This window comes from Streptomyces sp. NRRL F-6492, assembly GCF_001280125.1.
In the GTDB taxonomy this organism is placed as follows: Bacteria; Actinomycetota; Actinomycetes; order Streptomycetales; family Streptomycetaceae; genus Streptomyces.
This window is the reverse complement of sequence record NZ_LGEG01000204.1, coordinates 53,722-79,082: the sequence shown is the minus strand read 5'-3', so window position 1 is coordinate 79,082 and position 25,361 is coordinate 53,722. Positions and strand designations below refer to the sequence as shown.

At 73.0% G+C, this 25,361-nt stretch carries 28 protein-coding genes and 1 pseudogene; 19 read left to right on the top strand and 10 right to left on the bottom strand.

Annotated elements, in window-relative coordinates:
• Positions 1 to 73 precede the first annotated feature (73 nt).
• Positions 74 to 835: an isocitrate lyase/PEP mutase family protein gene (locus ADL08_RS15485; protein WP_053643188.1), complete on the top strand. Its 762-nt coding sequence runs from the start codon at positions 74 to 76 to the stop codon at positions 833 to 835.
• Positions 836 to 1,092: 257 nt separating this feature from the next.
• Here ADL08_RS15485 and ADL08_RS15480 read toward each other — a convergent pair whose 3' ends face one another.
• The gene (locus ADL08_RS15480) at positions 1,093 to 1,545 is read right to left on the bottom strand and encodes a MerR family transcriptional regulator (RefSeq protein ID WP_053643187.1); all 453 of its coding nucleotides are present in this window, start codon (positions 1,543 to 1,545) and stop codon (positions 1,093 to 1,095) included.
• A 95-nt stretch (positions 1,546 to 1,640) separates the two neighbouring features.
• Between ADL08_RS15480 and ADL08_RS15475 the strand changes: the two genes are divergently transcribed.
• The 6 genes from ADL08_RS15475 to ADL08_RS15450 all read left to right on the top strand — a co-directional run bounded on the left by ADL08_RS15475 (position 1,641) and on the right by ADL08_RS15450 (position 9,033).
• Positions 1,641 to 2,468, top strand: a complete 828-nt coding sequence (locus ADL08_RS15475; RefSeq protein WP_053643185.1) for an oxidoreductase — start codon at positions 1,641 to 1,643, stop codon at positions 2,466 to 2,468.
• Between the two features lie 146 nt (positions 2,469 to 2,614).
• The gene (locus ADL08_RS15470; RefSeq protein ID WP_078967931.1) at positions 2,615 to 4,123 is read left to right on the top strand and encodes a DUF4246 domain-containing protein; all 1,509 of its coding nucleotides are present in this window, start codon (positions 2,615 to 2,617) and stop codon (positions 4,121 to 4,123) included.
• A gap of 214 nt (positions 4,124 to 4,337) precedes the next feature.
• Complete coding sequence (locus tag ADL08_RS15465) at positions 4,338 to 5,861, top strand: Re/Si-specific NAD(P)(+) transhydrogenase subunit alpha (protein WP_053643258.1); 1,524 nt, start codon at positions 4,338 to 4,340, stop codon at positions 5,859 to 5,861.
• A 1-nt stretch (position 5,862) separates the two neighbouring features.
• Complete coding sequence (pntB, locus tag ADL08_RS15460) at positions 5,863 to 7,281, top strand: Re/Si-specific NAD(P)(+) transhydrogenase subunit beta (RefSeq protein ID WP_053643181.1); 1,419 nt, start codon at positions 5,863 to 5,865, stop codon at positions 7,279 to 7,281.
• 109 nt (positions 7,282 to 7,390) lie between these two features.
• The gene (locus ADL08_RS15455; protein WP_053643179.1) at positions 7,391 to 8,038 is read left to right on the top strand and encodes a class I SAM-dependent methyltransferase; all 648 of its coding nucleotides are present in this window, start codon (positions 7,391 to 7,393) and stop codon (positions 8,036 to 8,038) included.
• 275 nt (positions 8,039 to 8,313) lie between these two features.
• Positions 8,314 to 9,033: a hypothetical protein gene (locus ADL08_RS15450; protein ID WP_053643177.1), complete on the top strand. Its 720-nt coding sequence runs from the start codon at positions 8,314 to 8,316 to the stop codon at positions 9,031 to 9,033.
• Positions 9,034 to 9,089: 56 nt separating this feature from the next.
• Here the strand turns inward: ADL08_RS15450 and ADL08_RS15445 are convergent, their stop codons facing one another.
• From ADL08_RS15445 to ADL08_RS15440, 3 genes are all read right to left on the bottom strand, one after another.
• Positions 9,090 to 10,073 carry a Rieske 2Fe-2S domain-containing protein gene (locus tag ADL08_RS15445; protein ID WP_053643175.1) on the bottom strand — a complete coding sequence of 328 codons (984 nt, stop codon included), beginning with the start codon at positions 10,071 to 10,073 and terminating at the stop codon, positions 9,090 to 9,092.
• Between the two features lie 96 nt (positions 10,074 to 10,169).
• Entirely contained in the window at positions 10,170 to 10,319 is a 150-nt protein-coding gene (locus ADL08_RS37630; protein WP_199837014.1) for a hypothetical protein, read from the bottom strand.
• Positions 10,320 to 10,565: 246 nt separating this feature from the next.
• Positions 10,566 to 10,793, bottom strand: coding sequence for a DUF5133 domain-containing protein (locus ADL08_RS15440; RefSeq protein WP_053643173.1), 228 nt, complete (start codon positions 10,791 to 10,793; stop codon positions 10,566 to 10,568).
• A gap of 391 nt (positions 10,794 to 11,184) precedes the next feature.
• On the opposite strand from ADL08_RS15440, the gene ctaD reads away from it, so the two are divergent.
• Positions 11,185 to 12,912: a cytochrome c oxidase subunit I gene (gene ctaD / locus ADL08_RS15435; protein ID WP_053643170.1), complete on the top strand. Its 1,728-nt coding sequence runs from the start codon at positions 11,185 to 11,187 to the stop codon at positions 12,910 to 12,912.
• A gap of 62 nt (positions 12,913 to 12,974) precedes the next feature.
• Positions 12,975 to 13,343: a hypothetical protein gene (locus tag ADL08_RS15430; RefSeq protein WP_107091954.1), complete on the top strand. Its 369-nt coding sequence runs from the start codon at positions 12,975 to 12,977 to the stop codon at positions 13,341 to 13,343.
• 241 nt (positions 13,344 to 13,584) lie between these two features.
• Here the strand turns inward: ADL08_RS15430 and ADL08_RS15425 are convergent, their stop codons facing one another.
• The 4 genes from ADL08_RS15425 to rpmB form a co-directional block, all read right to left on the bottom strand.
• Positions 13,585 to 14,244 (bottom strand): class I SAM-dependent methyltransferase, encoded by a 660-nt coding sequence (locus tag ADL08_RS15425; protein WP_053643168.1) that lies wholly within the window; start codon positions 14,242 to 14,244, stop codon positions 13,585 to 13,587.
• A 105-nt stretch (positions 14,245 to 14,349) separates the two neighbouring features.
• Positions 14,350 to 14,520, bottom strand: a complete 171-nt coding sequence (gene rpmF / locus ADL08_RS15420) for a 50S ribosomal protein L32 (RefSeq protein ID WP_053643166.1) — start codon at positions 14,518 to 14,520, stop codon at positions 14,350 to 14,352.
• A gap of 134 nt (positions 14,521 to 14,654) precedes the next feature.
• The gene (gene rpsN, locus ADL08_RS15415; RefSeq protein WP_053643164.1) at positions 14,655 to 14,960 is read right to left on the bottom strand and encodes a 30S ribosomal protein S14; all 306 of its coding nucleotides are present in this window, start codon (positions 14,958 to 14,960) and stop codon (positions 14,655 to 14,657) included.
• On the bottom strand, positions 14,960 to 15,196 hold the full coding sequence (gene rpmB / locus ADL08_RS15410; RefSeq protein WP_053643162.1) for a 50S ribosomal protein L28: 237 nt from the start codon (positions 15,194 to 15,196) through the stop codon (positions 14,960 to 14,962). Before rpmB ends, rpsN begins: the two co-directional genes overlap by 1 nt.
• Positions 15,197 to 15,273: 77 nt before the next feature.
• Between rpmB and rpmG the strand changes: the two genes are divergently transcribed.
• The 4 genes from rpmG to rpsR all read left to right on the top strand — a co-directional run bounded on the left by rpmG (position 15,274) and on the right by rpsR (position 17,205).
• Positions 15,274 to 15,438, top strand: coding sequence for a 50S ribosomal protein L33 (gene rpmG, locus ADL08_RS15405; RefSeq protein ID WP_030036050.1), 165 nt, complete (start codon positions 15,274 to 15,276; stop codon positions 15,436 to 15,438).
• A gap of 52 nt (positions 15,439 to 15,490) precedes the next feature.
• Entirely contained in the window at positions 15,491 to 15,736 is a 246-nt protein-coding gene (locus tag ADL08_RS15400) for a type B 50S ribosomal protein L31 (RefSeq protein WP_053643160.1), read from the top strand.
• Positions 15,736 to 16,887, top strand: coding sequence for a CobW family GTP-binding protein (locus ADL08_RS15395; protein WP_053643158.1), 1,152 nt, complete (start codon positions 15,736 to 15,738; stop codon positions 16,885 to 16,887). The genes ADL08_RS15400 and ADL08_RS15395 overlap by 1 nt, the downstream gene beginning before the upstream one ends.
• Before the next feature lie 81 nt (positions 16,888 to 16,968).
• A complete protein-coding gene (rpsR, locus tag ADL08_RS15390; RefSeq protein ID WP_053643156.1) occupies positions 16,969 to 17,205 on the top strand; it encodes a 30S ribosomal protein S18 in 237 nt (78 codons plus the stop codon).
• A gap of 22 nt (positions 17,206 to 17,227) precedes the next feature.
• Here rpsR and ADL08_RS15385 read toward each other — a convergent pair whose 3' ends face one another.
• Positions 17,228 to 17,788 carry a TetR/AcrR family transcriptional regulator gene (locus ADL08_RS15385; RefSeq protein ID WP_420709546.1) on the bottom strand — a complete coding sequence of 187 codons (561 nt, stop codon included), beginning with the start codon at positions 17,786 to 17,788 and terminating at the stop codon, positions 17,228 to 17,230.
• A 239-nt stretch (positions 17,789 to 18,027) separates the two neighbouring features.
• Here ADL08_RS15385 and ADL08_RS15380 point away from each other — a divergent pair, with 239 nt between their 5' ends.
• The 4 genes and pseudogenes from ADL08_RS15380 to ADL08_RS15365 all read left to right on the top strand — a co-directional run bounded on the left by ADL08_RS15380 (position 18,028) and on the right by ADL08_RS15365 (position 23,591).
• Entirely contained in the window at positions 18,028 to 20,589 is a 2,562-nt protein-coding gene (locus tag ADL08_RS15380; protein ID WP_107091953.1) for a beta-glucosidase family protein, read from the top strand.
• A gap of 102 nt (positions 20,590 to 20,691) precedes the next feature.
• Positions 20,692 to 21,224 (top strand): annotated as a pseudogene (locus ADL08_RS35565) (RICIN domain-containing protein); the annotation flags it as partial.
• 112 nt (positions 21,225 to 21,336) lie between these two features.
• On the top strand, positions 21,337 to 22,998 hold the full coding sequence (locus ADL08_RS15370) for a serine/threonine-protein kinase (RefSeq protein ID WP_053643153.1): 1,662 nt from the start codon (positions 21,337 to 21,339) through the stop codon (positions 22,996 to 22,998).
• A complete protein-coding gene (locus tag ADL08_RS15365) occupies positions 22,995 to 23,591 on the top strand; it encodes a hypothetical protein (RefSeq protein WP_234352149.1) in 597 nt (198 codons plus the stop codon). The genes ADL08_RS15370 and ADL08_RS15365 overlap by 4 nt, the downstream gene beginning before the upstream one ends.
• Here the strand turns inward: ADL08_RS15365 and ADL08_RS15360 are convergent.
• Positions 23,572 to 24,255, bottom strand: coding sequence for an NAD(P)H-dependent oxidoreductase (locus ADL08_RS15360; protein ID WP_063885292.1), 684 nt, complete (start codon positions 24,253 to 24,255; stop codon positions 23,572 to 23,574). The two genes, ADL08_RS15365 and ADL08_RS15360, sit on opposite strands and share 20 nt — an antisense overlap.
• 89 nt (positions 24,256 to 24,344) lie before the next feature.
• Between ADL08_RS15360 and ADL08_RS15355 the strand changes: the two genes are divergently transcribed.
• Positions 24,345 to 24,800, top strand: coding sequence for a MarR family winged helix-turn-helix transcriptional regulator (locus ADL08_RS15355; protein ID WP_053643149.1), 456 nt, complete (start codon positions 24,345 to 24,347; stop codon positions 24,798 to 24,800).
• Positions 24,801 to 24,900: 100 nt separating this feature from the next.
• The gene (locus tag ADL08_RS15350; protein WP_053643147.1) at positions 24,901 to 25,242 is read left to right on the top strand and encodes a GNAT family N-acetyltransferase; all 342 of its coding nucleotides are present in this window, start codon (positions 24,901 to 24,903) and stop codon (positions 25,240 to 25,242) included.
• The last annotated feature ends 119 nt before the right edge of the window (positions 25,243 to 25,361 follow it).

Sequence of the window (25,361 nt, the reverse complement as noted above, 5' to 3'; positions counted from 1 at the left end):
ATCACGCCATTCCGTCACCGATCGGTGCCCGTCGGCACGTTGTTCGCGGCGATCCGGGGGTAGCGTCCTCGACATGGACTTTCGTACCACTGTTGAGCGCGCCCAGCGCCTCAAGCAGCTTCACGCCGAGTACAAGCCGCTCGTACTGCCGACCGTCTGGGACGTCTGGTCCGCGCGGACGGCGGCCGACGCCGGGTTCCCCGCGCTGACGGTCGGCAGCCATCCGCTCGCCGACTCCCGGGGGGCCGACGACCACGAGGGACAGACCTTCGAGGAGGTGCTCGCCGCCGTCAGGCCGATCATCGCGGCGGTCGACGTCCCCGTGTCCGTGGACCTGGAGGCCGGGTACGGCCAGAAGCCCGCGGACCTCATCGCCGGACTCGTCGAGGTCGGCGGCGTCGGTCTCAACGTCGAGGACACCGACCACTCGGACGGCGGACGCGTGCGCGACACGCAGGAGCACGCGAACTACGTCGCCGGCCTGCGCGCGGCGGCCGACGACGCGGGGGTCCCGGTCTGGGTCAACGGACGCACCGACCTCTTCCTGCACGCGGAGGACGCCTCCGGCGTCCTCGACGAGGCGATCGAGCGGCTGCGGGCCCTGGAGCGGGCCGGTGCCGACAGCGTCTACCCGGTGGGGATCCAGGACGACGACGACCTGCTCAAGGCGGTGATCGGCGCCGTCGGCATTCCCGTGAACTCCACGGCCCACCCCGTCAAGCACGACCTCGAACGCTTCCGCCGCCTCGGCGTCGGCCGGATCACCTACGGCCCGCTGCTCCAGTTCGCGATGACGGACGCCATGAAGGACGCGCTCGGACCGTGGGCCCCCTAGGAGGTGTCCGGAGAGTCCCGCACGGCCGGGCGAAAGCCCGAGTACGTCCCGTACGAGCGCTTCCGCCCGGCGTGCCGACAGCACGCACCGGACACCGCGGACACCGCACAGGACCTTCCGGACACCCCTAGGGTCCGCCTCCGGACGGACCACGCCCCGGGCATGAACGACACCGGGCCGGTCACCGCCTCGCAGGAGGCGGTGACCGGCCCGGTTCCGATGCCGCGGCCGACTTCGCACGGGTCGTCGCCGGACGGTCACGTGACCTCCGGCGGACGGCACTCCTGGTGGGTGCCGGACCGCGCGGCATCCGGGCGGGACGGATTCCAGAGCCGGTCGGCTTCGCCGCGGGCGACGTGGTCCTCGTAGACGCGCACCTTGTACCGCATCACGTCCAGGGTGTCACGCAGCTCGCGGATCTGCGCCTCCACGTGGTGTTCGTGCCGGCGCAGCAGTGCGAGGCGCTCGTGTTCGTTGCCCGGTCCCTGCCGGGCCAGCTCGACGTACCGCCGGATCATCGGCAGGGGCATGCCGGAGGAGCGCAGCTTCGTGCAGACGGCCAGCCACTCCAGGTCTTCCTCGTGATAGACCCGGCGGCCGTTGGACAGACGGCGCACCGGGTTGGCGAAAAGGCCCTCCCGCTCGTAGAACCGCAGCGCGTGCACGCTCAGTCCGCTGCGCCGTGCCACCTCACCGATGCTCAGGTCCATGAACGCCCCTCCCTCGCACAACTGTTGATCTAGACCCGACTCTAGGATCTAGCGTCGGTCCGTCGGCCGAGGGGGCCGCCCGAACAGGGGAGAACATGAGCGTTTGGTTTGTCACCGGGGCGTCGCGCGGACTCGGCGCGGAGATCACTCGGGAGGCGCTGGACCGGGGCCACGGCGTGATCGCCACGGCGAGGGACGCGTCAGCGGTCCTCCGCGCGTATCCGCGAGTGCCGGACGGACTGCTGGCGGTGGACGCGGACGTGACCGAACCGGAGCGGCTGACGGCCGCGGTGGAGGCCGGCCTGGCGAAGTTCGGCCGGATCGACGTCGTGGTCAACAACGCCGGTTACGGCCTCGTCGGCGCGATCGAGGAGGTCTCCGACGAGGCCGCGCGGGCCCTGTTCGACGTCAACGTCTTCGGCGTGCTCAACACGTTGCGGGCGACCCTGCCGACGTTGCGCGCCCAGCGGTCGGGACACGTCCTGAACATCGGATCCGTGGGCGGCTTCGCCACCGCACCGGCGACGGGCCTGTACGGCGCGTCGAAGTTCGCCCTCGAAGGCGTCTCCGAGGCGCTGCACGGAGAGCTGGCCCCGCTCGGCGTCCACGTCACGATCGTGGAGCCCGGCGGGTTCCGCACCGACTTCCTCGGCGCGTCGAGCATGCGGGTCGAACCGGCCTCCATCGCCGACTACGCCGTCGGCGCGGGGCCGGTGCGCGAGGCACTGGCCCGGAACGACGGCCGCCAGCCGGGCGATCCGGCGAAGGCGGCGAAGGCCGTCGTCGACGTCACCGAGGCCGCCGAGCCGCCGCTGCGCCTGCAACTGGGCGCGGACGCGGTCGAGCGCGTCGAGGCGAAGCTGGACCTGGTGCGACGCGAACTCGACCAGTGGCGCCACGTGGCCCTCTCCACCGGCATCTGAGGGGCCACCCCCTCACCGGGCCGTCGTCGTACGCGTCCCGGTCCGCGGAGTCCTCCCCGGAGGGGCGGGAACGCGTGCCGTCGGCGGTGTCAGTGCGCTGAAGTATCGTTCCCGCCACCGCACACCGACTCGGAGGACCGAAAGAATTGTCTGCCCTGTCCGCTTTCCCGCTTCCCTTTCACACGTCCCGTGTCGCGCGGTATTCGGCGCCCCGAACACTGCGGGAACTCCAGATGATGCGGTGCAGCGCGCTCATTCGGTCGAAGCCGGAATGGTTCGACAAGATGAACGACCCCGACATCGTCGCCAGATGGACGCGAGAGGCGATCGACCAGGGGCTCACCGAGGCACAGGTTCGTTATGTGCTCGCCGAACTCGCGCACTACGCCGCGCTGCGGGACGGGCGAACCGGCATCGAGGTGTCCGCCGTCGACGGGGTGTGGCAGTCGGACGCCCTGGTCGACGACGGGCTCAGGTCCCGGCTGCGCGAGGCGGTCCGGGTTCTGGAGGAGGTCCCCGAAGCGGAGAGGGACTGGCACCCCGGATCCGACGGCCAGGTGCTGGATCTGGTTCACCCCTCACTGTTCTGCCTGGTGAGAGAGGCGAGCGGCGCACCCGAAAGCGCTTGGCGGAATCCGGCGAACTCCTACACGAAGTACGAGTTCTCGGAGGAGTTCCAGTGGCTGCCCACGGACGTCGACGTCAGCGAGGACGGCGCCGTCGCCTTCCGCTCGTACGTCAACAACGTCCACCCCGAGAAGCATCGCGAACTCGCCTCCGTCCTGCCGGAACTGTTCGCGCGCATGCTCCCGCTGTGGGAGAACGTGCTCACCGACCTGCGCCATCCGCGGCCCCCGCGCATCGAGGCCGATCCCTACGGCTGGTACGACTCGGAGCCGAAGTACCCGGAGGAATCCTCCTACGGTGATGACATGGCCTACAAGAAAGCCCTCGACGCGTGGGGAGAGGCTCACGAGGACTGGTGGGAGAACCGCCTCCCGGTCGTCCCGGACGCCCCGGCCTTCACCCCGCCCCCGGCGCCCGGCGAATCCGCCCGGATCGACCTGCGCGGCCGCCGCCTCCAGGTCATAGTCAAGCTCGCCACCCTTCACCTCACCCCGGACAAGCCCGAGTACTCCGGCGGTTCCTGGCACGTCGAGGGAATGCTGAACGAGCGGATCGTCTCGACCGGCATCTACTACTGGGACAGCGAGAACATCACCGAAAGCCGGCTGGGTTTCCGGGCGGCCCTCGACGATCCGAGCTACGCGCAGAACGACGACAACGGCCTGCGCGAGGTCTACGGCCTGGAGGACGAGGACGCGCTGAACCAGACGCTGGGATCGGCGTCGACCCCGGCGGGCCGCTGCCTGGCGTTCCCGAACGTCCTGCAACACCGCGTCGACCCGTTCCGCCTCGCGGACCCCACCCGCCCGGGACACCGCAAGATCCTCGCCTTCTTCCTGGTCGACCCGTCGGAAAGGATCGTCTCGACCTCCGACGTGCCGCCTCAGCAGCCGTGGTCCGACACCTCGACCATGACGCTCGAACAGGCCCGGGAATACCGCGAGCAGCTCATGCGGGAACGCAAGTTCTTCGTCGACGAACACAATGAGCAGCTCTACGAGCGGGAATTCTCCCTCTGCGAGCACTGAGCCCGCTCCGCTCCCCGCGCCACGACGCCCGTACGCCGTTCCTTGGGGTACGGGACCCGGGCCCGTCAAGTGTTGCGTGTGCCTCACCAGTGGGTGCTGTTCAAGGAGGGGTCTCGGCGTCAAGCTGAGCGGCGTGCTCCGGACCATCGCGGGCGCACTTCTGATCGAGTCGGAACACGCCGTTGACGGCCAGAGCAGCGAACGGAGAACACTCGTGATTGTCGGAGTCCTCAAGGAAGCGCGGGCAGGTGAGAGTCGCGTTTCGGCCACGCCGGCCACTGTCGAACAGATCCGCAAACTGGGGTACGGCGTGGTCGTCGACCCCGGCGCGGGCGTCGCGGCCGGTTTCACCGACGGCGCCTACGAGGCCGCGGGGGCCACCGTCGGCGACGCGGTGGCGGCGGACGTGGTGCTGGGGGTCAACGCCCCGGCCCCGGCCCAGCTGGACCGGGTCCGGTCGGAGGCGACGGTGATCGCCCTGTTCGCCCCGGCCTTCGACCCGGCGATGGTCGAGGACCTGGGCCGGCGCCCCTTCACCGCCCTGTCGATGGACGCCGTGCCGCGCATCAGCCGGGCCCAGTCGATGGACGTGCTGTCCTCGATGGCGAACATCGCCGGCTACCGGGCCGTCATCGAGGCGGCGCACGAGTTCGGCCGGTTCTTCACCGGCCAGGTGACCGCGGCGGGCAAGGTGCCGCCGGCGAAGGTGCTGATCGCGGGCGCCGGCGTCGCCGGCCTGGCGGCGATCGGCGCCTCGGGCTCGCTCGGCGCGATCGTGCGCGCCACGGACCCCCGGCCGGAGGTGGCCGACCAGGTCCGCTCCCTCGGCGGCGAGTACCTGTCGATCGAGTCCCCCGAGACCGAGGTCTCGAAGACCGGCTACGCCAAGGAGATGGGCGACGACTACAAGGCGCGCGAGGCCGAGCTCTACGCCGCCCAGTGCCGCGAGGTCGACATCGTCATCACCACCGCGCTGATCCCCGGCCGCCCCGCGCCGACGCTGATCACCGCCGAGATGGTGGCGGGCATGAAGCCGGGCTCGGTGATCATCGACATGGCGGCCGCCAACGGCGGCAACGTCGAGGGCACCGTGAAGGGCGAGCGGACCGTCACGGAGAACGGCGTGACGATCATCGGCTACACCGACCTCGCGGGCCGACTGCCCGCGCAGGCCTCGCAGTTGTACGGCACGAACCTGGTCAACCTGCTGAAGCTGATGACGCCGGACAAGGACGCCCGCCTCGTCCTCGACTGGGACGACCCGGTACAGCGCTCGATCACCGTCGTACGGAAGGGCGAGTCGGCCTGGCCGCCCCCGCCGGTCCAGGTGTCGGCGGCCCCGGCCCCCGCGCCCGCCGCCGTGGTGGAGCCCGCGCCGAAGAAGGCGCCGATGACGGCGAGGCAGAAGTTCGGCGGGGTGGCCCTCGGCGCCCTGGCGCTCTTCCTCACCGCCGCGTTCGCGCCGGCGGCGCTGCTGCCCCACGTGACGGTCTTCGTGCTCGCGATCGTGATCGGCTACTACGTGATCGGCCACGTGCACCACGCCCTGCACACACCGTTGATGTCGGTGACGAACGCGATCTCCGGGATCATCGTCGTCGGCGCGCTCCTGCAGATCGGCCACACCGGCACGGCGGTCACGGTGCTGTCGTCCGTGGCGATCCTCCTGGCCAGTATCAATGTCTTCGGCGGCTTCGCGGTGACGCGTCGCATGCTCGCCATGTTCAACCGGAGCTGACATGTCTGCGACCATTGCCGCACAGGCGGCCTACCTTGTTGCCGCGCTGCTGTTCATCCTGGCGCTGGCAGGACTCTCCAAGCACGAGACGGCACGGCTCGGCAACGCGTTCGGCATGCTCGGCATGGGCGTCGCGCTCGTCGCGACGGTCGTGCTCGCGGTGGACGGCGACGTCAGCACCGCGGGCCTCGGCCTGATGGGCGTCGCGATGCTGGTCGGCGCGCTGATCGGCCTCCAGCGGGCCCGCGGCGTCGAGATGACCGGGATGCCCGAGCTGATCGCGCTGCTGCACTCCTTCGTCGGTCTGGCCGCCGTCCTGGTCAGCTGGAACGGCTTCCTGAACGTCGAGTACGACCCGGACGGCCACGAGGCGAAGGCCCTGGACGCCCTCGGCACGCTCGGCATCCACCACGCCGAGGTGTTCATCGGCCTGTTCATCGGCGCGGTGACCTTCACCGGTTCCGTCGTGGCGTACCTGAAGCTCGCCGCGAAGGTCGACTCCAAGCCGCTGGTGCTCCCGGGCAAGAACATCCTGAACCTGGGTTCGCTCGCCCTGTTCGTCGCCCTGACGGTGTGGTTCGTGATCACGCCGGAGCTGTGGCTCCTCATCGCCGTGACGGTCCTGGCCCTCGCCCTCGGCTGGCACCTGGTGGCCTCGATCGGCGGCGGCGACATGCCGGTCGTGGTCTCGATGCTCAACAGCTACTCCGGCTGGGCCGCGGCCGCCTCGGGCTTCCTGCTCGGCAACGACCTGCTGATCATCACCGGCGCGCTGGTCGGCTCGTCCGGCGCCTACCTCAGCTACATCATGTGCAAGGCGATGAACCGCTCCTTCTTCTCGGTCATCGCCGGCGGCTTCGGCATCGAGGCGCCGTCGGACTCGGACGTCGACTACGGCGAGCACACCGAGATCACCGCCGAGAGCGCCGCCGAACTGCTCGGCTCGGCCCGGTCCGTGGTCATCACGCCCGGCTACGGCATGGCCGTCGCCCAGGCCCAGTACCCGGTCGCGGAGCTCACCTCGAAGCTGCGCGCCAAGGGCGTCGACGTACGGTTCGGCATCCATCCGGTCGCCGGCCGCCTGCCCGGCCACATGAACGTGCTCCTCGCCGAGGCCAAGGTGCCGTACGACATCGTCCTCGAAATGGACGAGATCAACGAGGACTTCGCCGCGACCGACGTCGTCCTCGTGATCGGCGCCAACGACACGGTCAACCCGGCCGGGGCCGAGGACCCCGGCAGCCCGATCGCCGGCATGCCGGTCCTCACCGTCTGGGAGGCCGGCAAGGTCATCGTGTTCAAGCGCTCGATGGCCTCCGGATACGCGGGCGTGCAGAACCCGCTCTTCTTCAAGGAGAACACCTCGATGCTCTTCGGCGACGCGAAGGCCCGGGTCGAGGACATCGTCGGCGCCCTCTGAGGCACGACGGGGGCCGGGGCCTCCCGGCTCCGACGCGGAGCAGGACGTCCGCGCCGGAGCCGGGAGGCCCCCGTGCTTCACCCCCCGCCCGGGAACTACTGTCGCGGGCATGCCCGATCACGATGCCCACGCCTCCACCCGCGAGGCCTACGACGCCGTCGCCTCCACCTACGAGCGGATGTTCCGCGACACCCTGCGGGACAGCCCCCTGGACCGCGCGTTCCTGGGCGCCTTCGCCGAGGTCGTCCGCGTGCACGGGGACGGCCGGGTCGCCGACCTGGGATGCGGGCCCGGCCACGTCACCGCCCACCTGGACGGGCTGGGACTGACGGCGTCCGGCGTCGACGCGTCTCCCGCGATGATCGAACTGGCCCGCCGGGCCCACCCGCGCCTGCGGTTCGACGTGGGCTCGATGGCCGCCCTCGACATCGCCGACGGCGCGCTGGACGGCGTGCTCTCGCGCTGGTCCGTCATCCACATCCCGCCGGACGAACTCCCCGCGATCCTGGCGGAGTTCCACCGCGTACTGACGCCCGGCGGCCATCTCCTGATCGCCTTCTCGGGGAGCGAGGGACCGTCGCACCCGACGCAGGTCTTCGACCACGCGGTCGCGCCGGCCCACCGGTGGTGGCCCGATCACCTCGCCGCGACGCTGCGCGAGTCCGGCCTCGCCGAAACGGCCCGGATGGTCCGCGAGCCACGGCCCACCGACCGGCGACAGTTCCAGGAGATCCACCTGCTGGCCCGCAAGGCCTGAACAAGAGCCGTTCGACGGACCGACCACGACGCCGGGTGCGGCGCCGTGAACGGCCTCCCCCGCTGTTCGACACCCTGCTCGCGGGAACGCACGGCGCACACGCGGGAACGCACAGCGCGCACTGCGTACGGGCCCCGCAGACCGCCGACGACGGGAGCGCCCGCCCCCGTCCGATCACGCCCGGGGCGATCCGGTCGACCGGCGCGATCCTGGGCAGACGACGGTGGTGTCGGGCTCCGCCCGCATCACCGTCGACAACAGGAACGGACAGTCGGATGGACTCCCTCGACCGCCTCGACCGCCTCGACCGCCTCGCCTTCCGTGCCGCACGGGCCGCCGCCCGCCGTCGCGGGAACCGGCCGGCCCTGCACCCCCGCGGAGCGGCCCTCACGGGACACCTCGTCGTACCCGGCCGCCGGGACCGCTGGGACGTGCCGTGGCTCGACGTGCCCGGCTCCTACGCGGTGACGGCCCGCTGGTCCCGGGGCGCCGGGCTGCCGCACCCCCTGCCGGACGGGTTGGGCCTCGCGGTGAGGGTCCAGGACGCGGGCGGGCCGGGCCGCTTCCTGGACCTGCTCCTCACGACCGGCGGCCGAGGCCGCTGGACCCGCCACGTACCGCTCCCTCGCACGTCCGCCACGGCAGGTCCGTACTCCACCCTCCTGCCGTACGCCGTCGGCGGGCGGCAGGGGGTGGTGGCCGCGTTCCCGGCGCCCGGAACCCGGAGGATTCCCGCCGACCCCGGGGCGGTGGGAGCGGTCACTGCCGGGCGGCCCATGGTGTTCCAGCTCTGTTTCGGGGCGGCCGGATCCTGGCGGCCCCTGGCCCGGCTCACCCTCCACGGGGAGGCGTCCCGGCCTTCGCCGGACGGCGACGCGTTCGACCCCTATCTCGCCCTCCTGCCGGACTTCCACCCCGTCGACCGCCTCCGGTCACTCCGTATCGCCGCGTACGCGGGGTCACGGGCCGGACGGCACGCGCGTCCGGCTTCCTGAGGACCCGACGGTGGCCGTGTGCGCGACGACGCTCCTCGTTCCGTGCGAGGGAGACGTCATGCCCGGTCGGGGGAGGGGGAGGCCGCGGCCTCCGCCTCCGGTGCGCGCAGCCTCACCTCGACGCGGCCGTCGACGACGCGCGTGTCGAAAACGGGCTGGGGGGCCGTCGCGGGGCCGCGCACGTTCCAGCCGTCCTCCAGGCGGAAGACGCTGCCGTGCCACGGGCAGCGCACACAGCCGTCCTCGATCGTGCCCCGCGACAGGGGACCGGCCGCGTGACTGCACGAATCCACCAGGACGTGCACGCGGTCCGTGCTCTCGCGCACCACCAGGACGGCCACGTCGCCGACGTGCCGCCGGGCCGCCCGCCCGAGCGGAAGGTCCGCGATCGGCCCGATCCCGTGCCAGCCCGGCTCCACCAGGTCCGGCACCGACGCGGTGCGGTTGGCGCCCGAAGCCTGCCGGTAGGCGAGGTGGCCGCCGATCGCGCCGCCGACGCCGACGACGGTCAGACCCGCGAGTCCCAGGGCCTTGCCCAGGGCGGCGCGGCCCTGCACCCGGGCGACCAGGGAACCCGTGTAGAGCCCCACTCCCGTGATGTTCACCGCCGCGTGCACCAGCCCGACCCGCATCTGGCGGCGCTGCAGCTCGGCCCAGTCGACCCAGCCCGCCACGGCCGCCGGAGCCGCGGCCGCGAGCCCCACGCCGATCAGCGCGCCCGCCGCCCGCCGCTGCCCCGGCACCGCGTCGAGCACCGCCGCCGAGAACCAGGCGCCGATCGGCACCTGCACCATCACCGGATGGACGGGGTGGCCCAGCCAACGTCCGTGCAGCACGTCCCTCGCCCGGCCCAGGGGGAGTGCCCGGACCACGCGGCCGAGGCGTCCGGCCGGCCCGTCGAGGGCGGTGGACCGCTCCACGCGATCCATGGCCCGGAGGACCCTGCCGGGGCCCGAGGCCGACGGCAGGACGCGTTCCAGCGCCCGCCGCACGGTTCCGTCGGCAGGGTCATGACCGTCGAGGTCGGGAGCGGAAGTCATGAACCTCGTATAACCGGCCAATAGCGGGCGAAACGGATCGCGGCCATTCTTCAGTACGACGGACCGCGAGGTTCCGCCCCGGGGGACCGGACGACGCTACGCGCTCCCGTCGTCGTCCGGCTCCCGCTCTCCCTCGGCCTGCGACGGCGTGGTGCGCTCCGGCTCGGTGCCCGGGTGCTCCGTCTCCTCCGGGCCGTCTTCCTCGGGACGCTCTCCCTCGGCCTGCGACGGGGTGCTCTCCTGCATGGCTCGGCTCCTTTCCCCGGTGTGGCCCGTACGGTTTCACGGCAACCGCGTACGGGTGCCGGAGGGCGACTACCCACTGCGGCGCGGTTCACCGGCCGTGGGGGTCCCTGCGCGGGGACGTGCGACGGCCCCTCACGGGCGGCACACGAGGTCCGGGGGGAGCCGCGCGGCCCTGCCGCGGACGCTGCCGAATCGGTGGAGGAGGAGCGGGTGCACCCGCGCCGTGACGCGGTGTGACCGTCGCGGTCAGCCGACGAGTGCGAAGTCGATCTCGGAGCGAGCGCGGGCCAGTTGGCGGCGAGAGGTGGCCAGGGCCGCGTCGATGTCACGGGTGCCGGTGGACACGCACAGGGTGTAGGTGACGTCCTCGAGCTGTCGACGCACCTCGGCCGAACCGTTCTCGGCGTACAGGGCCCGCAGCGCCCCGTACTGCTCGACGAGGTTCTCCAGCACCATGGGGTGGGCCATCAGCATCAGTCGTCTCCTTACTCCGAACGGGGGACATCCCGTTCGCGCGTGTGCCCCGGAACGCACGAGGGAAACCGTGTGGTCCGGGGCATCTCGGAGACATGGGGTGTTCGCGCCCGGGCCGGTGGATCCGGCGGTCGCCGGGCAGGCCGCGGTGTCCGCGTGCGCCGGAACCGCCACGCGCGTCGCCGGTTGCGGGGCGCGCGGGGCGCGGCGAGTCGTCGCCCGCATCCGCCGGGTGGGTGCTTCTTGGTCATGGCGCTCGAAAAGTGCAGGTCACGGTCTACGCAATAAGGCACTTTGGGTCAAGTGTCCGCATTTGTTGGTTTTGCCGAAAAAGTTGGTCTACGGTCGCCCTGCCCGCGTGCTTTCCCCTGAACCCGTCGCAGGAGTTCCCATGACCGTCGCCACGGAGCCGCCCGCCCTCGTGCCCGTGAGAGGAAGGGGCCCCGGAGGGGTCGTCGTGGACTGGTTGACGACGACCGACCACAAGAAGATCGGGCACCTCTACCTGATCACGTCGTTCGTCTTCTTCCTGCTGGGAGGTCTGCTGGCGCTCGTGCTCCGGGCGGAGCTGGCGCGGCCGGGCCTGCAGATCGTCTCGCCCGAACAGTACAACCAGGTGTTCACCCTGCACGGGACGGTGATGCTGCTGCTGTTCGCCACCCCCACGTTCGCCGGTTTCGCCAACGCGATCATGCCCTTGCAGATCGGCTCGCCCGACGTCGCCTTCCCCCGGCTGAACATGTTCTCGTACTGGCTCTTCCTCTTCGGCGGCCTGATCGCCTTCGCGGGGATCTTCACCCCCCAGGGCACGGCGGACTTCGGCTGGACCGCCTACACGCCGCTGAGCGGCGGGGAGCACACGCCGTACGTGGGTGGCGACATGTGGATCATGGGGCTGGCGTTCGCCGGTTTCGGCACGATCCTGGGCGCGGTCAACTTCGTCACCACGATCATCTGCATGCGCGCACCGGGGATGACGATGTTCCGCATGCCGATCTTCACCTGGAACGTGCTGCTGACCTCGGTGCTCGTCCTGCTCGCCTTCCCCGTCCTGGCCGCGGCCCTGTTCGCGCTGGAGGCGGACCGGAAGTTCGGGGCGCACGTCTTCGATCCGGCCAACGGCGGGGCGCTGCTGTGGCAGCACCTGTTCTGGTTCTTCGGGCACCCGGAGGTCTACATCATCGCGCTGCCGTTCTTCGGCATCGTCAGCGAGATCCTGCCGGTCTTCTCCCGCAAACCCCTCTTCGGCTACATCGGTCTGGTCGCCGCGACCATCGCCATCGCGGGGCTTTCGGTGACGGTGTGGGCGCACCACATGTTCGCCACCGGGGCGGTCCTGCTGCCGTTCTTCTCCTTCATGACCTTCCTGATCGCCGTCCCGACCGGGGTGAAGTTCTTCAACTGGATCGGCACGATGTGGAAGGGGTCGCTCTCCTTCGAGACGCCCATGCTGTGGTCGATCGGCTTCCTGGTCACCTTCCTGCTCGGCGGTCTGACCGGGATCATCCTCGCCTCGCCGCCGATGGACTTCCACGTCACCGACAGCTACTTCGTCGTCGCCCACTTCCACTACGTCGTCTTCGGCACGGTCGTCTTCGCGACGTTCGCAGGGTTCTACTTCTGGTGGCCCAAGATGACCGGCACGATGCTCGACGAACGCCTGGGCAAAATCCACTTCTGGACCCTCTTCGTCGGCTTCCACGGCACGTTCCTGGTCCAGCACTGGCTGGGCGCCGAGGGGATGCCGCGCCGTTACGCCGACTACCTGGACGCCGACGGCTTCACCGCGCTGAACACGGTCTCCTCCATCGGCGCGTTCCTGCTGGGGGCGTCCACCCTGCCGTTCTTCTACAACGTCTGGAAGACGGCCAGGACCGCTCCCCGCGTCACCGTCGACGACCCGTGGGGCTTCGGCCGCTCCCTGGAATGGGCCACCTCCTGCCCGCCGCCCCGGCACAACTTCGTCACCCTCCCGCGCATCCGCTCCGAGTCCCCCGCCTTCGACCTCAACTACCCCGAGGTCGCCGCCCTCGACCAGGGCAAGGACGGCAAGCGGGACGTGTTCGACGACTCCGACGCCGCCACCCACGGCGGCCCCGACGCCGGCCGGGACGCATGACCGCGCCCGGTCCCGAAAAACCGCGGGCCCCCGTGGACCGGGTTGACGACGGCGCTCACGGGGTGTTCACGGGCAGCCGCGGGGGATCGCGTGCCCTGACGGCGGAGGCGGCCGCGGGCATCGCCCGGCTGGAGGGATACCTGCTGGCACGACGGGCCGGGACCGAGGCCACGCGGGCCGGCGCCGTCTTCGCCGACCGCTTCCCGTGGCTGGGTCCCCAGGAGCGGTCGGAGGTCGCCCGCGAGTTCGCGCGGGAACACCTCGCCGTACGGCGCCGCATGCTCCAGGACACCGTGACGCGTGCGGGCGAACTCCGCCGGGAGTACGGCGACCGCTACGACCGTCTCCGCCGTCGGCTGCTCGCCGTCGCGCTGGGCGCGGCCGGCGCGACGACGGTCGTGGTGTCACTCGTGGCGAGGGGCGCCGGCTGAACACGCCGCACGGACTCCGCCGACCCCGTGGCCCCGGAACCGGGAGGACCGGGTCCCGCGCAAGGGGGGCACCCGGGTCCGGATCACCGCCCTGCCGACCGGGGACGCCGCCCGGTTCCCGCCGGTGCACTACGAGGAGCGCACCGTGACGGGGTCGCCCCTCTCCGTGGTCATCCGTGCTGTCGTGCCCGATCCGCTCCCCGCCCCACCGGGCACGGAGGCTCGGACGCGCGCCGTGCCGTCAGGCGCCGTCCACCGCGTCGTCCCGGCGCCGACGGCAGTGCAGGAAGACGTGCGGTTCCGGGCCGGCGTCCGGGTGGCCCGGCGTGAACAGCGCCTCCTCGCGCTCCAGTACGTCGAGACCGGCCTCCTCGGCCACGGCGGCGAGGTCCGGCGCGGTGAAGCTGGTCACGCGCACGGGCTGCCCCATGAAGACGGCGTCCACGCCCTCCACGTCCAGCGGCACGGTGGCCAGGACCAGGTGACCGCCCGGCGTCAGCGCCCGGGCCAGCCGCCGCACGGTGTCCGTCTGCTCGCGACGGTCCAGCTGGAGCAGCGAGAAGTACACGCAGACCGCGTCGAACGAGGCGTCGTCGAGCGGCAGGTCGCGGATGTCGGCGCACCGGAAGGAGGCGGCCGGCACCTGACGGGCCGCCAGTTCCACCATGACGGGGGAGACGTCGACGCCCAGCACCTCGTGGCCGGCGTCCGCGAGCGTCTCGGCGGTGGGCCGGCCCGTGCCGCTGCCGACGTCGAGGACCCGGCTGCCCGGCGCGAGCCGCCCGAGCAGCCACTCCAGGGAGCACCGGTGCGCCTCGGAGCCGGCGAACGCCTTCTCGTACGCCGCTCCCAGCGCGTCGAACACGACCGCGGCGGGCGGTCGTCGCTGCTCGTCGGTCACGGGGTTCCCTCCGGTCGGGCGGTCCGGTGCCGTGGCATCGTTCCACCGGCGGGAAGCCGCCCACAAGAGCCTTGCGGGCGGGTCGTACGAGAAGGGGGCGCGTGCTCAGCCCTCGGGGTGGAGGAGGCCCCGCTCGTACGCCTTCACCAGCCGCTGGGGGACCCGGTGGACGGTCCCGTCGATCGTGACCGGCACGAGCTGTGACACGGTCGCCTTCCACTGGGCACGGCGGTGACGGGTGTTGCTGCGGGACGTCTTGCGCTTGGGGACGGCCATCGTGGGCTCCTGGGGTGAGGGGGAAGGGGGTGCGGGGGAGAGGCTGGATGGAAATGGGTCTCATTTTCAATTTCGAACCCCTCCCTGGACCGGTCCGGCCGCGCCGGTCCGCGCGGCCGGGCCGGTGCCGGCGACTACCAGGACGACTTGGTCACCCCGGGCAGGAAGCCCGCGTGCGCCTGCTGCCGGGTCCGCACCCGGGAGAGGCCGAACGCGCGCAGATAGCCCCGGGGGCGCCCGTCCACGCTGTCGCGGTTGCGCACCCGGGTGGCGCTGGCGTCGCGCGGCTGCCGGCGCAGCTCGGCCCGCGCGGCCTCCCGTTCCGCCGGGGCGGTCGACGGGCGGCGGACGATCTCCTTGAGCTCGGCCCGCCGGGCGGCGTACCGCGCGACGACCTCCTTGCGCCTCTCGTTCCGCGCGATCTTGCTCTTCTTCGCCATCAGACCTTCCCTCCCCGCGCCCGGATCCGGGTCACGGCGGCCTCGACGCCGATCGCGTCCACGGTCTTGATCGCCCTGGCGCTCAAGGTGAGGCGGACGTGGCGTCCCTCGCTGGGCAGCCAGTAGCGCTTGCGCTGGATGTTCGGGTCGAAGCGGCGTGAGGTGCGCCGGTGCGAGTGGGAGACGGAGTTGCCGAATCCCGGCTTGGCGCCGGTCAGTTGGCAGTGGGCGGACATGGGTGGTTCACCTTTCGGGGGCGGGGGAGTGGCCGGACGGTTTTCGATAATGAAAACCGTTGTCATATACTAGCCCCATGGCACGCAACGAGATCCGCCCCGTCGTCAAGCTCCGCTCCACCGCGGGCACCGGGTTCACCTATGTGACCCGCAAGAACCGCCGCAACGACCCCGACCGCATGGTGCTGCGCAAGTACGACCCCGTCGCCCGCCGGCACGTCGACTTCCGCGAAGAGCGCTGACCCCGCACCGCCGCACGCCCCCCGTCACCCCACCGTCCGAAAGGTTCCCGCCGTGAAGCCCGGCATCCACCCCGCCTACGGCCCCGTCGTCTTCCGCGACTCCGCCTCCGGCACCGCTTTCCTCACCCGATCCACCATCACCGGCGACAAGACGATCGGCTGGGAGGACGGCCACACCTACCCGCTCGTCGACGTCGAGATCTCCTCGGCGAGCCACCCCTTCTACACCGGCACCGCCCGCGTCCTCGACACCGCCGGTCGCGTGGAACGCTTCGAGCGCCGCTACGGAGCCCGCTGATGGAGTACGTCCGCGAACTCCCCGTCGTGATCGTCGCCGGGCTCCACGCCGAGGCCCGCAAGGAGGTCGTCGACCGCCTCCTGCGGGCCGTCCCCGGCAGCGTGGCGCTCCACCACGACCTCGCCTCGGCCCCCGACGGCACCGTCCTGCGCCTCGTCCGGGACGCCTCCGGGCCCGTCTCCCGGGGCGAGGCGCCGCTGGTCGACGACTGCGCGTGCTGCGCGCTGCGCGAGGACCTCGTCCCCGAGCTGGAACGCCTGGCGCACGACGGCCTCACCCGTCTCGCGGTGGTCGAGCTGTGGGACTCGGTCGAGCCGAAGGCCATGGCCGAGGTCATCGCCGGACACGGCGGGGACCGCCTGTCCGTGACGGGCGTGATCACCGCCGTGGACCCCGCGCTCGTCCTGCCGTACCTCGCCGACGGCGACGACCTCGCGGAGGCGGGGCTCGCCGCCGCCCCCACCGACCGGCGGACCGTCGGCGACACCTGGGCCCGCCAGCTGGAGTACGCCCCAGTCCTCGCCGTGGTCGACAGCGCGGAGGCGGACGAGGAGGACCACGCCCTCCTCGCCCAGCTGCACCCCACCGCCCGCCGCGTGCCGGCCGCCTCGGCCGAGCTCGCCCGCGCCGCGTTCGCGGGCTTCGACGTCGAGGCCGCCGCTGCCGCCCAGCACCCCGCGTGCGCGCTCCTGCCCCAGGAGGCGGACGAGGCCGGCGTGACCACCTTCGTCTGGCACCGCCGGCGGCCGTTCCACCCCGAGCGCCTCTACGACGCCCTGGAGGACCTGTGCTGCGCGGCGGCCCGCAGCCGCGGCCGGTTCTGGCTCGCCGACCGCCCGGACACGCTGCTCGCCTGGGACGCGGCCGGCGGGGCGCTGTGCGTGGAGAGCGCCGGGCCCTGGCTCGCCTCGCTGCCGGACGCGGCCTGGGAGATGGTCCCGCCCGTACGCCGGGCGGCCGCCGCGCTCGACTGGCACGCCGACCACGGCGACTGCTGCCAGCACCTCGTCTTCACCTCGCCCGGCCTGGACCGGGACGGCCTCGAACGGCTCCTCGACTCCTGCCTGCTGACCGACGCGGAGTACGCGTCGGGGCCGGAGGGGTGGAAGCGCCTGCCCGCGGCCTTCGCCCCTCTTCTCGACGCCGCCTGACCCCGTCGTACGGCACGTACGACACGTACGACCCGCACGGCATCACGACCCGCACGACATCCCACCCAAGGAGAAACCGCCGTGGCCCGACGCTCCGAGCCCCGCAAGCCCGCCAAGTCCCGTCCCAACCCGCTGGACGCGGCCGGGATCACGTACGTCGACTACAAGGACACCCACCTGCTGCGCGGGTTCCTCTCCGACCGCGGCAAGATCCGAAGCCGGCGCGTCACCCGTGTGACCGCCCGGCAGCAGCGGGCCCTCGCCGCCGCGATCAAGAACGCCCGCGAGATGGCCCTGCTGCCGTACGCGAGCCGCTGACGCCGGTCGCGGCCGGACCCGCTCACCCCCCGGCGGGGAAGCGGTCCGGCGCGAGCGTGGTGAGGAGGGAGTCCAGGGCGAGTTCGGTCGACACGGCCATGTCGACCGCGTCGGGCGCGAGGAGCCACTGGACCTGGAGGCCGTCCATGACGGCGATGATCGCGCTCGCGGCCGGCTCGACGCGGGCGTCGTCGTCGGCGAGGCCGCCCGCCTCGCGCAGCGCGTCGGCCACGAAGGCGCGCAGCCCGGTGTAGCGGTCGCGGAAGTAGGTCTGCGCGGGGTGGTTGTCGGTGACGGACTCGGCCGACAGCACCGCGTACAGGCGCACGATGCCCTCGCGCTCGGCGTTGCGGGCGGCGGTGTCGACGAGGTGGCGCAGGAACTCCGTCCCGCGCGGCCGGTCGGGCCCGAGCTGCTCGATGTCGGTCTGGTCGCGGAGCTCCAGGACGCTGGTGAGCAGCTGGGCCTTGGTCCGGAAGTAGTGCAGGACCCCCGCCTGGGTGAGCCCGGCGCGGTCGGCGATCTCCTGGATCGGCGCGTTGTTGTAGCCGCGGGCGGCGAACGTGTCCATCGCGATGTGCAGGATGTCCTGACGGCGCTGCTTGGCCTCCGCGCTGCGGGGCGTGCGGGGCGGACGCTTCGTCTTACCTGCCGGGTGGTTGCTCACGCGCGACAGCATAGGTGCCCCCGGCGGCCGGGAGATCGTCTCCGGAGACGCCCGGGAGGAGTGTGGGCCGAATCACTTACTAAGTACTTAGCGGGTGTGCTTTCATGTGGCCGTCATCACGACGACACGCCGCCGTCACGGCCGGAGGGAACACCATGTCTGCCCCGTCGCCCGCACTTCCCGTCTCCCCGGCCCGGCCGGAGGCGGCGGACGAGAACCGCTGGGCCGCGCTGATCGAAGGCCTCGAACTGGCGGCCAAGGTGCGGCTGCTGACCGGAGCGACCCTGTGGACGCTGCACGGGGAACCGCGGCTCGGACTCCACCCCGTGACCACGTCCGACGGACCGCAGGGCGTCCGGGGGACCGGCGGGGTGCCCGGCGAGACGGGCCTCCTCGCCCCCGCCCCGAGCACCACCGGCGCCACCTGGGACACGGAGCTCGCCGAACGCCTCGGACGCGTCTTCGCCGCCGAGGCCCGCCGGAAGAACGTGGACGTCGTCCTGGCCCCGCTGGTCAACCTCCAGCGCACCCCCGTCGCCGGCCGCCACTTCGAATGCCTCTCCGAGGACCCCCTCCTGTCCGGCGCGCTCGGCGCCGCGATCGTGCGGGGCCTCCAGGACGAGGGCGTCGCCGCCTGCCTGAAGCACTTCGTCGCGAACGACTCCGAGACGGACCGCACCCGGTACCGCGCCAGGATCGACCCCCGCACCCTCCGCGAGGTCTACCTGGCCCCGTTCGAGCGGATCCTCGCCGAGACCGGACCGTGGAGCGTGATGGGCGCGTACTCGGGCCTCGACGACGGCACCGAGTCGGCGCCGCTCCTCGAACACCGGCGCGTCCTCCGGGGCGTCCTGAAGGACGAGTGGGGCTACGACGGGGCGGTGATCAGCGACTGGGCCGCCACCCGGACGACCGCGCCCACCGCCCTCGCCGGCCTCGACCTGGTGATGCCGGGCCCCGAAGGACCGTGGGGCGACGCCCTCGTCGAGGCGGTCCGCCGCGGCGAGGTGGACGAGGCGGTCGTCGACGACAAGGTCCTGCGGCTGATGCGGCTCGCCGCCCGCGTCGGCAAGCTGACCGAGCCCTGGACGCCCGGCGGGCAGCCCCCGCCCCTGACGGTCGCGCCCGCGCCCGCGCCGGTCGGCGAGGCGGACTTCGCCGCGCTGCGCGAGGTCCTCACCCGGGGCACCGTCCTGCTGCGCGACGAGCGGGCCCTCCTGCCCCTGGACCCCGGCCGGCTGGGCAGCGTGGCGCTGATCGGGCCGAACGCCGTCGAGCCGTACCTCCAGGGCGGCGGCAGCGCCTACGTCCCCGCCGTCCGCACCGTGGGGTACGCCGAGGGGCTGCGGGCCGCCCTGCCGGACGGGGTCGCGCTGACCGTGCACCGCGGCGGCTCGTCCCGGCGGCACGCCCCGTTCCTCGACCCCGCGCTCCTCACCGGGATGCGCGCCCGGTACCTGGACGGGAACGGCACGCCGCTGGGCGAGGAGGTCCGCCGCACCGGCGACTGGGGGGCCTTCGGCGTACCGGACGGGACCACCGACGTGGTCCTCACCGGCCGGATCACCCTCGCCGAACCGGGCGACCACCTCCTGGAGTTCGGCTGCGCCGGACGCTTCACGGTCGCCCTCGACGGCGAGCCGGTCCACACCGGCGAGGACGACCGGGGCGTCGAGCTGATCCTGGAGTCGAGCCACAACCACCCGGAGACCCACCGCCACACCGTGCGCGTGGACGCCGACCCGGTGCCCTTGGACCTGAGGATCGACCTCCGGGTCGTCGACGCCGACGCCTACGGCCGCTTCGTCACCGCCCACGTACGCCACCGGCCGCCCGGCCCGGACGTCGAGGACGAGATCGCCGCAGCCGTCGGGGCGGCCCGCGCGGCCGACGTCGCCGTGGTGGTCGTCGGCACGAACGAGGAGGTCGAGTCCGAGGGCTGGGACCGCCCCGACCTGGAGCTGACCCCGCAACAGCACCGGCTCGTGCGCGCGGTCGCCGCGGCCAACCCCCGTACCGTGGTGGTGGTCAACGCCGGAGCCCCGGTCCTGCTGCCCTGGGCCGACGAGGTGCCCGCCCTGCTCTGGGCGTGGCTGCCCGGCCAGGAGGCGGGGCACGCCCTCGCCGACGTCCTGTTCGGCCGCGCCGAACCCGCCGGCCGCCTGCCGTGGACCCTGCCCGCCCGCGCCGGGGACGTCCCGGTCCCCGACGCCGTCCCCGCCGACGGCGTCCTCGACTACCGCGAGGGGCTCCACATCGGCCACCGCGGCTACGACCGCGCCGGCACCGAGCCCGCCTTCCCCTTCGGCCACGGACTCGGCTGGACCACCTGGTCCTACGACCGCGCCGAGGCCCGCGAACCGTCCGCCCCCGCCGTCTCCCCCCTCCCCGCGGACGGGAACGGGCCCCGGATCGCGGTGACCCTCACCAACACCGGCCCCCGGGCCGGGCGGGAGGTCGTCCAGGCGTACCTGGAGGCCCCCGACGGCGCGCCCGGCGAACCCGTCCGCGTCCTGGCGGGGTTCGCCGTCGCCGAGGTCCCCGCGGGCGGCACCGCGACGGTCGCCCTGACCCTGCCCTGGCGCGTCTTCCAGTCCTGGGACGAGCGGCACCGGACCTGGCGCCCGCCCACCGGACGCCGCCGCCTGCGCGTCGGCCGCTCCAGCCGCGACCTGCGGCTGACGCTCGACCTCGACCTCGATCTCGACCTCGGCTGACGCTCCCCGCCCCACCGGGCGCGGTGGGCCACGTTCCACACGGACGCACCACCCCCTCGTGTCAGGTCACCCCCACCGAAGGAGAGCCGCACCGTGTCCCACCGAACGGCCGCACGGACCCTCACCGCGGCCGGGCTGCCGACCAGCGTCCTCGCCTACGACCACAACTGGGACCACCCCGACTACCCGCTGGAGGTCTTCGGCGCCACGCAGGGGATCCAGCGCGTCATCGGGGCGGCCTTCCACTGCTACGGCGGAGCCCCGCCGCCCAGCAGCAGGTCGTCGACGCCGGGAAGCGCGTCTTCTTCACCGAGTGCTCCGGCACCGACAGCGCGAACCCCGCCACCACCTTCGCCGCTTACGTCGTCAACCAGTTCAACTCCCGCGTCTGGGACGTCGACGGCGGCTCCGGCGCCACCGCCGCCGGCGTCAGGGTCCACCTGTGGAGCTACGTGGGCGGCACCAACCAGCAGTGGCGCCCCGAGGCCGTCGGCACCGCCGGCCAGTACCGCTTCGTCGCCCGCCACAGCGCCAAGTGCCTCGCCGTCGACAACGCCTCGACCGCCGACGGGGCCCGGCTGTCCCGGCGGAACTGCGACGGTTCGGCCGCCCAGAGGTTCGCCCTGACGGGCTGACCCCCGGAGAACCACCGCTCCTTTTCCGTCGTTTCCCCGCCCCCGGAACCGGCCGTGGCGAGAATCTGTCCCTGTGGAGGAGGGTCGCCACGGCGCCGGGGAGGGGACGGGGATGAGCGCATGGGTGGTCCCGGGATACACGGAGACCCGGGAGCTGGGGGCGGGTGCCAGTGGTCGCGTGGTGCTGGCCGTGCACGACGCGACCGGTACGCCGGTGGCCGTGAAGTACCTGGGGGAGCGGCTCCGCTCGGACGGGGCGTTCGTCCGCGCCTTCCGCTCCGAGGCCCGGCTGCTCGGAGCCCTGGACACTCCATACGTCGTGGGGTTCCACGAGTACGTCGAGGCGCCGGAAGGCGCGGCCATCGTGATGGAGCTGGTGGACGGCGTCGCCCTGCGCGCCCTCCTCGCCCGCGAGGGCTCGACCGGCCCCGAGGCCGCCCTCGTGGTGCTCAAGGGGTCGCTCCTGGGCCTCGCCGCCGCCCACCGGGCGGGCGTCGTGCACCGCGACTACAAGCCCGAGAACGTCCTGGTCGCCGCCGACGGCTCGTCCAAGCTGGTCGACTTCGGCATCGCGACCGGACGCGACAGCAGGCCCGGTGTCGCCGGGACGCCCGCCTACATGGCGCCCGAGCAGTGGAGCGGCGCCCCCGCCTCCCCGGCGGCCGACGTCTACGCGGCGACCGCCACCTTCTTCGAGTGCCTGACCGGACGCAAGCCCTTCACGGGCGACAACTTCGCCGAACTCGCCCTCCAGCACCTGGAGGCACCCGTCCCCGACGGACAGGCACCGGAGCCGCTGCGCCCGCTCATCCGCCGGGGCCTCGCCAAGGCCCCGCACGAACGGCCGGAGAACGCGGCCGCGTTCGTCGGCGAACTGGAGTCGGTCGCCACGGCCGCGTACGGCCCGGACTGGGAGGAGCGGGGCCGGGGCCGCCTCGCGGCCCTCGCCGCGCTCCTGCCGCTCCTCTTCCCCTCGTCCGGCGGTACGGCCCAGGGCGCGACCGCGCTCGCCACGACCACGCTCACCCGGCCGAGGGCGCCGCGCCTCCGTCGCCGGTTCCCCCGCGGACTGCCCGCCGGGGCGGCCGCGCTCGTCCTGGCGCTGCTGCTGGCCCTCGCCGCGCGGGCCGGGGGAGAGGAGCCGGACGGGGACCGGGCCGCGCAGGCCTTCGCGACGACCGACACCGCGTCGAGCGCGTCCCCACCGGCCCCGGGCACGTCCCCCTCCGCCTCCCCTTCCCCCTCCTCCGGGCCCACGTCCACGTCCGCGCCCGCACCCACGCCGACGCCCACGGAACCCTCCGCCCCGTCGGACACCCCCGCCCCGACGAACAACACGCCGACCGCCACGCCCACCGCCCCGACCGCTCCGGCCACGGAACCTCCGCCGCCGACGCCGCCCCCCACTCCCCCCACCACCCCGCCGACCACGCCCCCGACGACGCCGCCCGTCTCCGTGACGGCCGTCTCCGTCACGAGCCTGCGGCAGACCGGGCCCGCGACCGCCGAGGCCACCGTCGAGATCACGACCGACGGCACGGGACCGGTGACGCTCCTCGTCGAGTGGTCCACCGGCGACGAGAAGGGGTCGCCGGGCGCGCCGGACGGCGCCGAGACCTTCCGGCGCGAGGGGGCCACCCGCTACACCCTCACGCTCCCGCACGCCTTCCGGGGCACCGGGTGCTACTGGGGAGCGCGCGCGACCACCGACCCGGCCGCCGCCGACGGCGGTTCCCTCCAGCAGGTCTTCGCCCGGCGGTGCGTGATCTCGTGAGCGACGACGACTACAGCGCCACCGAACTCGGCAGCCACTGGTTCGAGGGGCCGGGCCCGGAGCCCGACCGGCGGGAGGGCGAGGTCCTGCGCTTCGGGCCGGGGGTGACCGCGGCCGCCGCCCGCCGCGCCGGGAACACCCCCACCGCGGTCGAGATCTGGCACGGCACCCCGCCCGGCACCCCGCCGTCGCGCCCGCCCCGCCCCCGGCGGCCGCGCCGCCACGCGCTCGCCGCGCTGGTCCTCGTCGCCGTCCTGGCCTTCCTCGCGTGGCGGGAGTACGGCCCCCGGGTGGCGGTGCGGGACGTCGCGGTCACCGTCCCCGGGGCGCTCGGCTGCGACGGCACGGCGGACGTCGTGGGCGTCGTGCGCACCGACGGCCGGCCCGGCACCCTGACGTACCACTGGGAGCGCAGCGACGGCACCCGGTCGGCGCCCCTGCGCGAGACCCTGGCCCGGGGGCAGGAGGAGGCCCGGCTCCACCTCCTCTGGACCTTCCACGGACCCGGGGTCCACCGGGCCGTGGCGCGCCTGGTGATCACGTCGCCCGCCGCCCGCACGGCCGAGGGGACCTTCACGTACCGCTGCGGGTGAGCGGATCCCTGCGGGCGGTGGCCGCCCCTCCCCGGACCGGGGCGAGGGCGGCGAACCGCCTCTCGGTGTCGTCGAGCAGCCGCCGGCGCTGCTCCGGGGTCCTCCCGGCGACGCGGTCGAAGTTGATCCACCGCAGGTTCCGGACGCCGATCTTGCCGAAGGTGCCCTTGAAGAGGATCTTGGTCAGCGGGTCGCGGTACCACCAGCGGTAGGCCTTGTCCGGGGTGGTCATGACGGACAGGACGGTGACCCCGCCGAGGCGCGGCATCAGGTTGTGGAACGGATTGCCCTTGGCGCCGGGCCGTTCGGCGAACACCACGCCCTTGGTGAGCACCCGGTCGAGGAAGCCCTTGGTGGCCGCCGGCATCGCCTCCCACCACACCGGGAAGGCGAACACCAGGTGGTCGGCGGCCAGCAGGCGCCGCTGGTAGTCCTCCACCCGCGGGTCGACCACGGCGCCCTGCCGCCAGGCGACGAGGTCCTCCCGGGTCATCACGGGCGAGAACCCGTCGGCGGCCAGGTCGATGACGTCCACTTCGTGCCCGGCCGCGGTGGCGCCCCGGACGGCGGCCGCGGCGACGGCGGCGGTGAAACTGCGCCGGTGCGGCGCGTTCTCGGCCGAGGCGAGGGTGTAGGGGTGGTCGAGGACCAGCAGGACGCGCACGGGGACTCCCGGAGGACGAAGGACCGTTTCGACAACAACCGTTGCAGTTGAAACGGTTGTCTGTCAAACGTATGGGCTACCCTGGCCCCATGGACAACCAGCCGCCGCTGCCCGACGACCTGGCCACGCTCTGGTACCTCACCCGCCGGGTCGCGGGACTGATGGACCGCAGCGGAGAGACGCTGTTCCAGCGGGAGTTGGGCATCTCCCTGGCGCAGTTCCTCGTGCTCTCCGTCATCGACGCCCACCCCGGGACGCTCAACCAGCAGCAGGTCGCCGACCGGCTCGGCCTGACCAAGGGCACCGTCAGCCGCCAGATCGACCACGCGGTCTCCGCCGGTCTCGTGGAGGTCCGGCCGTCCCCGCACAGCCGCCGCGAGAACGCCGTCCGCCTCACCCCGGCCGGCACCGACCTGGTGCGACGCGGCGACGCGGCGTTCGACCGGGCGCGCGAGGGGGTCCTGCCGCTCGTCGACCCCGACGACCTGCGCGCCGCCGTCCGCGTCCTCGCCCGCATGAACGACGCCCTCGGCGCGTACCGCTGAGGCCCGGCCCCGGCCGCGCGGCTATCGTCGGCCCCGCGAGGCGCGGACGTCCGGATCCGGCCGCCTCCCCGCTCTCCTCCGTCACCCGAAAGGCATCCCCATGACCCAGCAGGCCTCCTCCCCCGACGTGCGCCGGGTGGACGCCCGGCACCGCTACGAGATCCTCGTCGACGGCGAGCGCGCCGGTCTGACGGCCTACCGCGACCGCGACGACCGCCGGGTCTTCTTCCACACCGAGGTCGACGACGCCTACGCGGGACAGGGCCTCGCCGGGATCCTCGTCGAGCGGGCCCTCGACGACGTCCGCGCCTCCGGGATGCGCTTCGTCCCCGTCTGCCCGTACGTGGCGAAGTTCCTCAAGAAGCACGAGGAGTTCGCCGACATCGCCGACCCGGTCACCCCCGAGGTCCTCCAGTGGCTGGACGCCCAGCTGGGACGCTGACCCCCGGCCGTTGGCCGACACGCGAACAGATGGCGCGAAAACCTGTGTCCGGGCCGGTAAACCCCGTTCGGATCAAGATCACTGCATGGAGGTAAAGGCCCCGTTCGCATGGGGCGAGG